This window comes from Roseovarius sp. THAF8 (genome assembly GCF_009363735.1).
Lineage (GTDB): Bacteria > Pseudomonadota > Alphaproteobacteria > Rhodobacterales > Rhodobacteraceae > Roseovarius.
The window spans coordinates 2499938-2512562 of the sequence record NZ_CP045410.1; the positions used below are offsets into that span (position 1 = coordinate 2499938).

Genomic DNA, 12625 nt, shown 5'->3' on the forward strand with positions numbered 1-12625 from the left:
ACCCTGAACGCAATAGGGTTCCAAACAGGCCAATGGTCGCGTGGAAATATGCGGGCGCGGTTTCGTCATCCCGGACGTCGGCTATGGGGACGGAGTTGCCGTTCAAGACGGAGGCGAGCGTCGGCCCAAGGGAGGGGCTGACGATGGCCGGGCCGCTTCGCGGCTGTTAACCGGCCGGGGGCGCGACATGGTCGCGATCATCAACGCGTCTGGTAAGGGGCGTCCGCGCGGGGGGCTGACCTTTGGGATTGAACCCTCTATAGGCGTCAGTTGAGAAGCGATCGGACTGCACCTGACATGAGCGATACCCCAACCAAGACACGCCAGCCGCTGTATAGCGACGCGGACAAGCGGAACATGCGGTGGTTCTGGCGGAACTACCTGCGCAAGCACCAGGGCAAGCTGTTGCTGGTTCTGCTGCTGATCCTGGTGCAGGGGTTGGTTTACCAGCAGTTCCTGGCGTTGACCGAGGACGGGTTGCGGGTGATCTTCGAGGCGGGCGCGATGCGTGAACTGATCGAGGTCTGTATCGTCGTGTTCGTGCTGTTCGCCGTACGCGGCGTGGTGTCCTTCCTGGCGCCGATGATCACGGTCAAGGTGTCGAACCAGGCGATCTTCGAGATGCGGCGGGACCTGGTGGGGCACCTGATGTCGCTGGACCTTGCCTATTTCGAGCGCACCAAGTCGGGCGAGATCATCCAGAAGCTAGTGACGCAGACGCAGCAGATCGGCGCCTTCGTGGGCCTGGGCGTGGCGGGCGCGCTGCGCGACGCGGTGACGGTGGTCGTGGTGTCGGGGTACCTTATCTGGAAGAACCCGATCCTGTTCGTGTCGGCCATCGTGGTGCTGCCGTTCATCATCGTGGTGATGAATTTCGTCTCGGACCGGGTGAAACAGGCCCAGGGCGAGGCCGAGGAGGCACTGGGCGGCTACATGAACGGGATCGAGGAGACGGTGAACGGGATGCGCACCGTCAAGATCGCCCGGCAGGAGGAGGTCGAGAAAGACCGGCTGATGCGCGGGACCGATGCGATCCGGCAGCTGACGACCCGGGTGCAGGTGACCCAGGCGCTGGTGCTGCCGTCGATCGACCTCAGCTCGGCCTTTGTCTATGTGCTGGTGATCGGGGGCGGGGGCTACATGGTGCTGTCGCCCGCATATGACGTGGATGGCGCGGGGATCATCACCTTCCTGCTGGGCATGGTCATGGTCTTCGACCCCGCGCGCCTGCTGGCACAGTTCTTCGGCGGGCTGCAATCGAGCCTGGTGCTGCTCGACCGGGTGCGAAGCCTTTACGACCAGGAGCCAAGCATCAGGGATGCCGAGGGGGCGAAGACGGCGTTCGACACCAGCGGGGATATCGTTCTGAAGGACGTGACGTTCTCCTATTCGCCGGATCAGCCGCTGTTCCGGGGCCTGAACATGGCGTTCGAGGGGGGGAAGGTGTCGGCCATCGTCGGCTCGACCGGGTCGGGCAAGACGACGATCCTGTCGCTGCTGTCGCGCCTTTACGACGTGCAGGGAGGTGACATCACCTTTGGCGGGACGCCCATCCGGGACCTGCAGGTGGCGGCACTGCGCGGGGCGTTTTCGGTGGTGGCGCAGGATATCGTCATTTTCAACGCGTCGATCTGGGACAACATCCGTTACGTCAATCCGAAGGCGACCGAGGCGCAGGTCTGGCAGGCGGCCGAGGATGCCGAGATCGCCGACCTGATCCGGGCGCGCGGCGAGGTGCCGGTGGGGCCCAAGGGGGCGCAGCTGTCGGGCGGGCAGAAGCAGCGGATCGCAATTGCGCGGGCGTTCCTGCGCGATGCGCCGATCCTGCTTCTGGACGAGGCGACCTCGGCGCTGGACCAGGCGACGGAGGAGCGGATCAAGTCGGCGCTGGAGCGGCTGACGAAAGGCAAGACGACGATCGTGGTGGCGCACCGGCTGAGCTCGATCGCGGATGCGGACCGGATATTCGTGCTGGAATCCGGGCAGCTGGTGGAGCAGGGCCGGCACGAGGACCTGCTGGCCGAGAATAGGCTCTACGCGCGGCTCTACCAGGCGCAGAAGAAAGGCTATGACGACAGATAGGCGGAGCGGCCTTGCCGCGGAGGGTGTCTCGGCGCCGGCCCTTGGCCGCCGCCTCGGGGCAGCAGGGGCCGGCCTGACGCGCCGGTGCCGGTCGTGGGACGTGTGGCCGGTGGCTCCGGCGGGAATATTCCGGGACCAGTGAAGGCGATTGCCTAGAGGAAGCTGGCGAACGGGATGTAGGTGACCGGGTCCCCGGGGGAGATCGTGGCGGCACCGTCGGGCAGTTCGACCAGCCCGTCGGCCCAGCTGAGGCCGCTGATGCGGCCCGAACCTTCGGACTTGAAGACCTCCGCCTGCCCGTCGGTGACACGGGCGCGCAGGTATTCGCGGCGGCCGGGTTTCTTGGACTTGGAAAAGGCGGCGGGGACCTGAAAGCCCTGCGGGCGACGCCAGCCCTGACCCGACAGGAGGCCCATCGCGGGACGGGCGAAGATCAGTGTGCAGACCAGCGCGGCAACCGGGTTGCCGGGCAGGCCGAAGACCGGCGCGCCGTTCCAGAGGCCGAGCGCGAGGGGGCGGCCCGGCTTGACGGCGATGCGCCATTGCGACATCGCGCCGGCCTCGTTCAGGAGGGCCGAGACGTGGTCTTCGTCGCCCGCCGAGGCGCCGCCGGAGGTGAGGATCACGTCGGCCTGTTGCGCGCCGCGGTCGAGTGTGGCGCGAAGGGTGTCGCGGTCGTCGGGGACGCGGCCCAGGTCGATGGGCGTGAACCCGAATTGCTCGACCAGTCCCAGGAGCATGGGGCGGTTGGCGTCGAAGACCTGGCCGGCGGCGGCGGTGGCGCCCGGTTCGACCAGTTCGTCGCCGGTGGACAGCACCGCGACGCGCAGCGGCGTGTGGACCGTAAGGTCGGTGTTCCCGGTGGCCGAGAGGAGCGCGAGGTCGGCGGGGGTGAGCCTGCGGCCCTGGCGAAGAATGGTGTCGCCTCGCCTTACGTCCTCGCCCGCCTTGCGGGTGTTGGCGCCGGGCTTGATGCCGGGGCGGAAGGCGATGGCGGTGTCGCTGGCGGTGACGTCCTCTTGCAGGATGACCGTGTCGACGCCCCGGGGCAACGCGGCGCCGGTGAGGATGCGGATGGCATGGCCCGGGGGCACGGTGCCCTCGAACGCCATGCCGGCGGCGGCGCGTCCGGGGATGAGGGGCAGGGTCTGGTTGTTGTCCGTCAGGCTGGCATGGGCGAAGCCATAACCGTCGACGGCGGTGTTGGGCAGGGGCGGGTTGGCCCTCTTGGCAGTCACATCGGCGGCAAGGATCCGGCCGCGGGCGCGGTCTAGGGGCAGCGTTTCGGCGCCGACGACCGGGTGAAGCCGGTCTTGCAGCAGGGCCAGCGCGTCGTCCACCGGCGTCCAGTCCACCCCGGCGGGCAGGGCGAAACAGTCGTCGCGCAGCGGCGGGGGGTGCAGGATGTCGTCGGCGGCGGCCATCAGTTTATCCTCGTGTCCAAGCCCCATGATCCAGCCTTCGACAGGGGCGTCGACGTCCAGCATGGCGGCCAGCGCACCGGGGTGCAAGCGGGCGACGGCGCGCGCCAGCAGGCGGACCTGGTGGGCATCGCGAATGCCGCCCCGTGCTTCGGCCCGCTTGACGATGGGGTTGATGAGGCCGGGCCAGATTTCGACCAGGGCGACGGGGGTGTCGAGCGGCTCGAAGGGCCATGTGGCGATCAGCCCTGGGAAGCGCTGGCGCAGGCGGTGCAGGACGGGCAGGCCGGTGAGGACCTGGCCGCCGACCGCGCCGGCACCGGAGAGTTGCCAGCAGGTGAAGCTGCCCTTGGCTTGCTCTTCGACCGCGCGGCGGTCGGGAAAGAGATTGCGGTAGCCATGTTTGGTGCGCGGCAGGCCGGGGACGTCGTGATTGGGGCGGCCATTGCCCCAGAAGGGGCCGATGCCGTTGCCGAGCGCGCGATTGATCTGGCCTGCGACGTCGAAGCGGTTGTTGGCCTTGGGGGTGTCGGTGACGTGGTCGGTCAGCCATTCCCAGACGGCGAAGGGAGAGTCGGTGCCGGTGAGGGCGCGGGCAAAGCCCGACGGGTAGGCGAAGGGGAAGTCGAGACCGATGAAGAGGCGGCGATTGGCGGCGGTCTCAGACTCGATGAGATCGGTGAGGATCGACTCGGCTTCAATACGGTTGCGTATGTATTCCGGTTCGGCATCGGTCCCGTCGCGGGTGATGCCCAGCCAGATCGCGTCTTTGCAGGGTCTGGCTCCAGTGTCGTTTCCGCCGGACCAGTCGACGATAGCGACCGTGTAGAACGTCTTCACAGACCCGTCTCGGAAAGGATGAAATCGGCGATGGCCTTGGTGTCGTCGAGGTCGAAGACCGGGCGGTCGAGGTCGAGCGCGGTGTCGCTGGCCACGGCGCGGATTGTGGGGTCGTCGGGCGCGATGAGCGGGTTTCCGGTGACGGAGCGGTGTGCCTCGACCTTGGGATGGGCGTCGCGCTTGTAGCCTTCGATCAGGACCAGGTCTACGGGCGCAAGCTTGGACAAGAGCGCGTCGAGGGACGGCTCGTCCTCGTCGCGCAGTTCGTGCATCAGGGCAAAGCGGTTGCGCGAGGCCAGAAGCACCTCGGTGGCGCCGGCGACGCGGTGGCGGTGGCTGTCCTTGCCGGGATGATCGACGTCGAAGCGGTGATGCGCGTGCTTGACGGTGGAAACGGAGACGCCGCGGCCGGTGATCTCGGTCACCAGGCGTTCCATCAGGCCGGTCTTGCCGGCGTTCTTCCAACCTACGACACCGTATAGTTTCATCCGTGGTCTTTCATCATGTCCTGCGCGCGCGCCAGATCCTCGGGCGTGTTCACGTTGAAGAACGGATCTCCCGGGATGTCAAACAGCGCCTCGCGGCCGCCGTGCTTTTCGGTCCAGATCACGACCTTGCGCAGGCCGTCCTGCAAGGCCGCGCGGAGGTCGTCGCGCAGGGCTGTGGGCCAGAGGCCGAAGGTGGGATGGCGGATGAGGCCGGAGCGGGACATGGACTTGGTTTTCTCGTCCTCGCCGCGCGGGGTGGCGGCAAGGACGAGGGGGTGAGGCATGTCCTGTGCCGTGTCGGAGAGGTGGGCGACGAGGGTTTCGGGGAAGAAGGGCGTGTCGGCGGCGACTGTCACGATGGTGTCGGCGCCCTGCGTCGCGGCCCAGTCGAGCCCGGCGAGAACTCCCACGAGAGGCCCGGGGAAATCGGGCAGGGGGTCGGGCAAAACAGGCAGGCCGAACGCGTCGAACCGGGTGGGGTCGCCATTGGCGTTGAGCGCCATGCCCGCCACTTGCGGCGACAGGCGCGCAATGACCTGATTCAGGATCGTGCCGTCGCCCAGCGGCAACAGCCCCTTGTCGCCGCCGCCCATCCGGGTGGCGAGGCCACCCGCGAGGATCACGCCGAGAGGCCCGGTCATTGCGAGGCCTCGAACCAGTGTCTGATGTCGTCCCACATGGCGTCATATTGATCGGCGGGCGCGGCCTCTTTCGGGATGGCGTAGATGAAGCCGCCAGCATACATGAAGAGACCCGACGGGTGGCGCGTGACCTTGTCCATTGCGGGCCAATCCACCGACCAGTGGGCGGTGTCGGAGGTCATGGCGAAGCCCTTTTGCGTTACGTCGTAGCGGACAGGGCCGTTGTAGAGCGGTGAATCGAGCATTCGGCGGTACATGCCGCGCGCGATGCTGCGCATGAAGCCCAACCAGATGAGCGCGGCGACGGCGAAGGGCAGCAGCGTGAGCAGAAGGGTGCCGATCGTGCCGTCCACGTCGAGCCATGCGATCAGCAGGAGACCGATGGCGATACACCCCGCGATGACGAAGACCATCAGGCCGAGGATGAAGGCCTGCATCGGCAGGTAGGCGCGGTGAAGCGCGTTCATCATGGGTTGGCGGTGCGACGCCTTGATGAACAACTCGACGCCGAGCGGGGCGTTGCTTTGGAACTGGTAACTCATGCGTCGGCGCTTTTGCGGCGGTGCTTCTTGTCTTCGTCCGGGATCGAGGCCGGGTCGGCGTCGCGCACCAGGCGTTCCTCGCCCGCGAGGCAGACGAAGCGGCGGCCGCGCATCCGGCCGATCAGGGTGAGGCCGACCTCGCGCGCGATCTCGACCCCCCAGGCGGTGAACCCCGAGCGGGAGGCCAGCGCGGGGATGCCCATGAGGGCGGTCTTGATGACCATTTCCGAGGTCAGCCGCCCGGTGGTGTAGAGCAGCTTGTCGTCGGGCGAGACGCCTTCCGACAGCATCCAGCCGGCGATCTTGTCGACGGCGTTGTGGCGGCCGACATCCTCCATGTAGACCAGCGGGCGGTCGCCCTGGCAGAGAACGGTGCCGTGGATCGCCCCGGCCTCGAGGTAAAGCGACGGCGTGCGGTTGATCGTCGCCGACAGCGCGTAGAGGTCCGAGGTTTTCACCTTGAGGTCGGGCAGGGTCGTGTCCTCCAGCCCTTCCATCATGTCGCCGAAGACGGTGCCGACGGCACAGCCCGAGGTGCGGGTCTTTTTCTTCAGCTTTTCCTCGTAGGTCGTCTCGCCATCGGTGCGGACCACGACGGTTTCGAGATCCTCGTCATAGTCGACGCCCTTGATCGTCTCGCCATCCTTGAGCATCCCCTGGTTTCGCAGGAAGCCGAGGGCGAGATAGTCGGGATAGTCCCCGATGGTCATGGCGGTGACGATTTCCTGGCCGTTGAGGAAGATCGTCAGGGGCCGTTCCTCGACCACCGCGATATTTGTCGGATTGCCGTCATGGTCCACGCCCTCCACGGCCCGTGTCAGGCGCGGGGCCTTGGGGTCGGGCGCGATGATGTACGCGTTCAGATTGTCGGTCTTCGCCAATTGCGATCCCTCTAATTGCAGGATAGGCATCCTAGGGTAAGTGGTAACGTAAGATCTTCGGATGACAACGGAAACCGACAAGTCGATTTTCTTCAAAGGGGTACGCGATGCGGCCCCCTTTATTTTGGTGGTGTCGCCCTTTGCCACCCTGTTTGGCGTGGTGGCGACCGAAGCCGGGCTGAACGTGCTGGAGGCGCTGACCTTTTCCTTTGCGGTAATCGCGGGGGCGGCGCAGTTCACGGCGCTCGCGCTGATGGTGGACAACGCGCCGGTGATCCTGGTGCTGGCCTCGGCGCTGGCGGTGAACCTGCGGATGGCGATGTATTCCGCCGCGCTGACGCCCTATCTGGGGGCCGCGCCGCTGTGGCACCGGGCGCTGGCGGCGTATTTCATCGTCGATCAGAGCTATGCGCTCGCCTCGATCCGCTATGAACAGAATCGGCAATGGAGCCTGCGCCAGAAGCTGGTCTATTTCTGGGGGACGGTCGTGCCGGTCTGCCCGTTCTGGTACCTGTTCACGGTGGTAGGCGCTGTTCTGGGCAGTGCGATCCCCGAGTGGATGGCGCTGGATTTCGCGGTGCCGATCACCTTCATCGCGCTGATCATGCCGATGCTGCGCACGCGCGCGCACCTGGCGGCTGCGCTGGTCTCGGTCGTGGGGGCGCTGGTCCTTTCCTTCCTGCCCTATAACCTTGGTCTGTTCGCGGCGGGGATCGCGGCAATGATGACCGGGGCCGAGATCGAGCGGCGGACGCAGCCCGAAGGGAGCGTGTGATGGACAGCGCGACCGTCTGGACCGTGATCGTCCTTTTGGGGCTGGGCAGCTACGCGCTGCGGTTCTTCTTTATCGGCATCGTCGGGGACAGGCCGCTGCCGCCATGGCTGTTGCGGCACCTGCGCTATACCGCCGTCGCGATCCTGCCGGGGTTGGTTGCGCCGCTGGTGCTGTGGCCCGCGGCAACGGACGGAGCGCCGGACCCGGCGCGTCTGGTGGCGGCGGCGGCCACCGTCGTTGTGGGAGGATGGACCCGCAACATCATCGCGGCGATTCTTTCGGGCGGCTTTGCGCTGTACCTGATGCTGTACCTGGTGGGGTGACGGGCCGCGCGAATGCGGGTAGATCAGGGCAAAACAAAACGCCCCCTCAGTGTCCTGCGGGGGCGTCGCATGCCTGTCGATGCGCCGACGCTCGGCCTAGACGTTGATCATCGCCAGCAGGATAAGAAAGATGATGGAGCCGGCCGCGACGTAGGTCGATGCCTTCAGGAAGCCCTCGAAGGTCTTTTCCTGAACCTTGATGTCCATTTCACCGTGCTTGTGTTCGTTGGCCATGATCCCGATCCTTGTGTGCGGTTGTCACTGTTTGCGACTGGATAACGGATTCCGATGTGGCTGTCACGGCCCGGAACGTCGCAGTCAGGCAGAGGTTTCGAGATCCTGCGCCAGGCGGAAGCCGATGCGCACCGGCTCGGCGGTCTCGGACGGCTTGGGCAGGGCGCGGAGCATCACGCCAAGCTGGCTGACATGCTGGATCAGCTGGGTCTTGGCGCCCGACGGATCGGAGCCGTAGAAGGTGACGATGTCGGGGTCGAAATAGCCCATCCCCTCGATCCGCAACGTGCCGGGGCCGCCGCCGGCAAAGCCCATGGCGACCTCGTGTTCGTTATCCAGCGTCTTCTCGAAGTTCTGGATATAGAGAATCAGCCGCTCGTAGGCCCACTGCGCGGCACTCTTTCTCGCCACGGCCTGTTTGGTTGCCAGTTTCTCGGGCACCTCGGTGCAGCGCGTGGCGGGATCGGCGTGAACCTCGTGACAGCGGGCGAAGACCGCGCGTTCGACATGTTCGGCGGTGGTCTCGATCTTGTCGTCCATGGCGGGTCTAGTCCTTCGCTTGCCAGAGCCACGCGCCGTCGTCGTCCAGGGTCCGCGTGATGCGGCCAGCCTGATGCAGGTGGTTGAGATGTGCAACCGCTTCGACCAAGGCAAGCCCGTAGGTGCCGCCGTCGATCCTGCGCTTGAAGAGCGGCGGGAAGCACTGGGCGGCGGTGCGGGGCGTGGCGAGGTGTTTCTCAAGCCGCTTGAGCGCGCCGTGGTGATTCTCGGCCAGTTGGCGCATTCGTGTGGGCAGGCCGGTGAAAGGCAGCTTGTGACCCGACAGGACCAGTTGATCGGGACGGGCGAGGGCCGACAGACGCGCGCAGCTGTCCAGCCATTCGCCCAGCGGGTCGGCCTCGGGTTCGGTGGGGTAGACGCCGATATTGGGGCTGATGGACGAGATGATCTGATCGCCCGCGATCACCAGCGCGTCGTCGCGGGACCAGAGCGTCAGGTGTTCGGGCGCGTGGCCGTGGCCCACGTGGATGTCCCATGCGCGGCCTCCAGCGGTGAGCGTGCCTCCCTGTTGCAGGCGGGTGTAGCCTACCGGGATCGGCGCGCAGCTGTCGGCGAAATTGAAGGGGCGGTCGGTCTTGCGGGCCTCGAAGGTTTCGGGGTCCATGCCCGCGCGTTGCCGGAATTCAAGCGCCTGTGGCGTGGGGCGCTCCTCGACGTCGAGGATCAGCATCCGGGCCATCAGGTAGGCGGTGCGGGTCATCAGCAGATCCGCGCCGAAGCGGTCCATCAGCCAGCCGGCCATGCCGATATGGTCGGGGTGGTGGTGGGTGAGGATGACGCGGGAGACGGGCTTGCCCTCGAGCGGTCCGGCCAGCACGTCCTCCCACAGCGCGATGGAGCGTTTGGTGCACACGCCGGTATCCACGATGGTCCAGCTGTCGCCTTCGTCCAGCGCGTAGATGTTGACGTGATCGAGCGCCATGGGCAGGGGCAGGCGAATCCAGAGGATGCCGGGCGCGACCTCGACGGCCGCGCCGTGATCGGGGGCTTCGTCCCAGGGTGTGGCGATCTTGCTTCCGTCGGCCATCAGGCTGCGAAGTCTTCTGGAGCGAGGGCGTAGAGGTCATCGGCCCCGGCGGTGGCGTGGGCGATATGGGCCTGCGCCTCGGGCAGGATGCGGGTGATGTAGAACCGCGCGAGGCGCGCGCGGCTGCCGTCTGTGTCGTGCATCGCGGCCAGCAGGTGCGCGTGCCCCCCAAGGACTCGGGCGAAGGCGCGCAGGAACGGCACGGCCCCGGCGAAGCGGTTGTTCATCTCGGTCTGGGCGACCATCCACTCGGTCGCCTCGCGCAAGGATTCGGTGGCCTGCCAGACAGGCTCGGCCAGTTCGGGATGGTTCGCGCGGGCGGCTTCGGCGGTGCTTTCGATCTCGTCGAGGAGGGCATAGGCGGCCTCGCCCCCGTCCATCAGCTTGCGGCCCACGAGGTCCATCGCCTGGATGCCGTTGGTGCCCTCGTAGATCGCGGTCACGCGGACGTCACGGAGATACTGCGCGGCGCCGGTTTCCTCGATGAAGCCCATGCCGCCATGCAGCTGGATGCCCATGTTGGCGACGGAAATGCCGGTATAGGTGCCGAACGCCTTGGCGATGGGTGTCAGGAACGCGGCGCGGGCGGCCCAGTCGGGCGCGGCGGTGGCGGTTTCCATGTCGATGGCGGCGGCACAGGTGAGCGCGATGGCGCGGGCGGCGAAGGTCTCGGCCTTCATCGTGGCCAGCATCCGGCGCACATTGGCGTGGTCTATGATGGTGCCGGTGCCGTTCTCTATCGTGCTGCGGCCCTGCTTGCGGTCCTGCGCATAGGCCAGCGCATGCTGGTAGGCGCCGTCGGCCACGCCCACCCCTTGGGTGCCCACGCCCAGCCGGGCGTTGTTCATCATGGTGAACATGGCGCGCATCCCGTCATGTTCTTCGCCCACCAGCCAGCCGGTGGCGCCGTCATACTGCATCACCGCCGTGGGGCTGCCATGCAGGCCCATCTTGTGTTCCAGGCTGACGGCCTTGAGGTCATTGGCGCGGCCCGGTTCGCCGTTCTCGTCAGGAATGAACTTCGGCACGAGGAACAGGCTGATGCCCTTGGTGCCGGGCTTGGCATCGGGCAGGCGGGCCAGCACGAGGTGGCAGACATTGGGGGTGAAATCGTTGTCGCCCCAGCTGATATAGATCTTCTGGCCGGTGATGGCGTAGGTGCCGTCACCGTTCGGCACGGCCTTGGTGGACAGCGCGCCGACGTCGCTGCCGGCCTGCGCCTCGGTCAGGTTCATGGTGCCGGTCCATTCGCCGCTGACCAGTTTGGGCAGGTAGGTCTGCTTGAGCGCGTCGCTGGCGTGATGTTCCAGCGCCTCGATCTGGCCTTGCGTCATCAGGGGGCTGAGTTGCAGCGACAGGCAGGCGGCCGACATCATGTCATTCACGGCGGTGGTCACGGTCATGGGCAGGCCCATGCCGCCATTTTCGGGATCGGCGGCGATGGCAACCCAGCCGCCTTCTGCGATGGCCTTGTAGCCCTCGGCATAGCCGGGGCTGGTGCGCACGACGCCGTTTTCGAGCCTGGCGGGATGCAGGTCGCCGGGACGTTGCAGGGGGGCCAGCACCTCTTCGCACAGCTTGCCGGCCTCGGTCAGGATCGCGGAGGTGACATCCGGCGTCGCCTCGGCGAAGCGGTCGGTGGCGGTGACGCGATCCAGGCCGACCACGTGATCGAACAGGAACTGGAAATCCTCGACAGGGGCGCGATAGGGCATCGGTATCTCCCGAATGGCGGTGGGCGGCGCGGCTTGGAATCCGGCACGGGCATCTGTAACTGTGACTTGGGCTTGGCATCAACACTATTGCACCCGCCCGACACGGCAACAGAAACGCGGCGTCAGACCGGCCATGACACTTGAGACACGACACCTGACCGCCGATGCGGAAGGATACGCGCAGGCCGCAAGGGTCTGGAGCGCGGGCGGGCTTGTCGCCTTTCCGACAGAGACGGTCTACGGGCTGGGCGCGGATGCGCGGGACGACATGGCCGTCGCGCGCATCTTCGAGGCCAAGGGGCGGCCCCGGTTCAACCCGCTGATCGTGCATGTCCCGGATGCCGAGGCCGCCAAGACGCTGGTGGAGTGGTCGGATGCCGCAGAGATCCTCGCCTCGGCTTTCTGGCCCGGAGCGATCACTTTGGTGTTGCCGATCCGGGGTCACGCGGGCTTGTCCCCGCTGGTGACGGCGGAGTTGCCGACGCTGGCGGTGCGGGTGCCCGCGCATCCCGTGGCGCAGGCGTTGTTGCGCGCGTTCGGCGGACCGGTGGCGGCGCCCTCGGCCAACCCCTCGGGGCGGATCAGCCCGACCGAGGCGGCGCATGTGGCGGCGGGCCTGTCGGGCCGGATCGAGGCCATCGTCGAGGGCGGGGCCTGTGACGTGGGGCTCGAATCGACGATCCTGGGGCTGGACGGCGCGCCGGTGCTGTTGCGGCCCGGGGGCATTCCGGTAGAGGCCATCGAGGCCGCGCTGGGCACATCGCTGGAGCGGCATGTCGAGGGCGGCACGCTGACCGCGCCGGGGCAGATGACCTCGCATTACGCGCCGGGGGCGGCGGTGCGCCTGAACGCGACCGAGGTGACCGAGGGCGAGCTGATGCTGGGCTTCGGGCCGATGGAGAGCGATCTGAACCTGTCGCCCACCGGCGACCTGGTGGAAGCGGCTGCGCATCTTTTCGGGTACCTGCACCGGCTGGACGCCGCCAATGTAGGCGGAATCGCCGTGGCACCGATCCCGGACAGCGGGTTGGGCCGGGCGATCAATGACCGTTTGCGCCGCGCGGCGGCCCCGCGCGACGTCATCGGCTAGCTTGC

The 12625-nt window shown here is 67.0% G+C and carries 13 protein-coding genes; 4 read left to right on the plus strand and 9 right to left on the minus strand.

From position 1 onward, the window contains the following. Window positions 1–297 precede the first annotated feature (297 nt). A complete protein-coding gene (locus FIU85_RS12235; protein ID WP_152497077.1) occupies window positions 298–2082 on the plus strand; it encodes an ABC transporter ATP-binding protein in 1785 nt (594 codons plus the stop codon). A 152-nt stretch (window positions 2083–2234) separates the two neighbouring features. Here the strand turns inward: FIU85_RS12235 and glp are convergent, their stop codons facing one another. Genes glp through fdhD form a run of 5 tightly spaced genes read right to left on the minus strand, consistent with a single transcriptional unit; the run spans window position 2235 to window position 6895 of the window. Then, complete coding sequence (gene glp / locus FIU85_RS12240; RefSeq protein WP_152497078.1) at window positions 2235–4343, minus strand: gephyrin-like molybdotransferase Glp; 2109 nt, start codon at window positions 4341–4343, stop codon at window positions 2235–2237. Further along, window positions 4340–4831, minus strand: a complete 492-nt coding sequence (mobB, locus tag FIU85_RS12245; protein WP_152497079.1) for a molybdopterin-guanine dinucleotide biosynthesis protein B — start codon at window positions 4829–4831, stop codon at window positions 4340–4342. The genes glp and mobB overlap by 4 nt, the downstream gene beginning before the upstream one ends. Continuing rightward, entirely contained in the window at window positions 4828–5472 is a 645-nt protein-coding gene (gene mobA / locus FIU85_RS12250; RefSeq protein ID WP_152497080.1) for a molybdenum cofactor guanylyltransferase MobA, read from the minus strand. The genes mobB and mobA overlap by 4 nt, the downstream gene beginning before the upstream one ends. Continuing rightward, window positions 5469–6014: a YcxB family protein gene (locus FIU85_RS12255; RefSeq protein ID WP_152494138.1), complete on the minus strand. Its 546-nt coding sequence runs from the start codon at window positions 6012–6014 to the stop codon at window positions 5469–5471. The genes mobA and FIU85_RS12255 overlap by 4 nt, the downstream gene beginning before the upstream one ends. Then, on the minus strand, window positions 6011–6895 hold the full coding sequence (gene fdhD, locus FIU85_RS12260) for a formate dehydrogenase accessory sulfurtransferase FdhD (RefSeq protein WP_254702892.1): 885 nt from the start codon (window positions 6893–6895) through the stop codon (window positions 6011–6013). The genes FIU85_RS12255 and fdhD overlap by 4 nt, the downstream gene beginning before the upstream one ends. A gap of 61 nt (window positions 6896–6956) precedes the next feature. On the opposite strand from fdhD, the gene FIU85_RS12265 reads away from it, so the two are divergent. Then, entirely contained in the window at window positions 6957–7670 is a 714-nt protein-coding gene (locus FIU85_RS12265; protein WP_152494136.1) for an AzlC family ABC transporter permease, read from the plus strand. Continuing rightward, complete coding sequence (locus tag FIU85_RS12270; protein WP_152497082.1) at window positions 7667–7993, plus strand: AzlD domain-containing protein; 327 nt, start codon at window positions 7667–7669, stop codon at window positions 7991–7993. The genes FIU85_RS12265 and FIU85_RS12270 overlap by 4 nt, the downstream gene beginning before the upstream one ends. Window positions 7994–8089: 96 nt before the next feature. On the opposite strand, the gene FIU85_RS12275 is transcribed toward FIU85_RS12270, so the two are convergent. The 4 genes from FIU85_RS12275 to FIU85_RS12290 all read right to left on the minus strand — a co-directional run bounded on the left by FIU85_RS12275 (window position 8090) and on the right by FIU85_RS12290 (window position 11530). Further along, a complete protein-coding gene (locus FIU85_RS12275; protein WP_152494134.1) occupies window positions 8090–8227 on the minus strand; it encodes an aa3-type cytochrome c oxidase subunit IV in 138 nt (45 codons plus the stop codon). A gap of 84 nt (window positions 8228–8311) precedes the next feature. Next, entirely contained in the window at window positions 8312–8767 is a 456-nt protein-coding gene (locus FIU85_RS12280; protein WP_152497083.1) for a hypothetical protein, read from the minus strand. Between the two features lie 7 nt (window positions 8768–8774). Beyond that, entirely contained in the window at window positions 8775–9815 is a 1041-nt protein-coding gene (locus FIU85_RS12285; RefSeq protein ID WP_152497084.1) for an MBL fold metallo-hydrolase, read from the minus strand. Further along, on the minus strand, window positions 9815–11530 hold the full coding sequence (locus FIU85_RS12290; protein ID WP_152497085.1) for an acyl-CoA dehydrogenase: 1716 nt from the start codon (window positions 11528–11530) through the stop codon (window positions 9815–9817). Before FIU85_RS12290 ends, FIU85_RS12285 begins: the two co-directional genes overlap by 1 nt. Before the next feature lie 133 nt (window positions 11531–11663). Between FIU85_RS12290 and FIU85_RS12295 the strand changes: the two genes are divergently transcribed. Then, entirely contained in the window at window positions 11664–12620 is a 957-nt protein-coding gene (locus FIU85_RS12295; protein ID WP_152497086.1) for an L-threonylcarbamoyladenylate synthase, read from the plus strand. Window positions 12621–12625: the final 5 nt, after the last annotated feature.

Coding starts and splice junctions, on each gene's coding strand:
- mobB (WP_152497079.1), bottom strand. CDS start 4,831: ATGAAACTATACGGTGTCGTAGGTTGGAAGAACGCCGGCAAGACCGGC.
- mobA (WP_152497080.1), bottom strand. CDS start 5,472: ATGACCGGGCCTCTCGGCGTGATCCTCGCGGGTGGCCTCGCCACCCGG.
- FIU85_RS12275 (WP_152494134.1), bottom strand. CDS start 8,227: ATGGCCAACGAACACAAGCACGGTGAAATGGACATCAAGGTTCAGGAA.
- FIU85_RS12265 (WP_152494136.1), top strand. CDS start 6,957: ATGACAACGGAAACCGACAAGTCGATTTTCTTCAAAGGGGTACGCGAT.
- FIU85_RS12285 (WP_152497084.1), bottom strand. CDS start 9,815: ATGGCCGACGGAAGCAAGATCGCCACACCCTGGGACGAAGCCCCCGAT.
- FIU85_RS12255 (WP_152494138.1), bottom strand. CDS start 6,014: ATGAGTTACCAGTTCCAAAGCAACGCCCCGCTCGGCGTCGAGTTGTTC.
- FIU85_RS12295 (WP_152497086.1), top strand. CDS start 11,664: ATGACACTTGAGACACGACACCTGACCGCCGATGCGGAAGGATACGCG.
- FIU85_RS12280 (WP_152497083.1), bottom strand. CDS start 8,767: ATGGACGACAAGATCGAGACCACCGCCGAACATGTCGAACGCGCGGTC.
- FIU85_RS12290 (WP_152497085.1), bottom strand. CDS start 11,530: ATGCCCTATCGCGCCCCTGTCGAGGATTTCCAGTTCCTGTTCGATCAC.
- FIU85_RS12235 (WP_152497077.1), top strand. CDS start 298: ATGAGCGATACCCCAACCAAGACACGCCAGCCGCTGTATAGCGACGCG.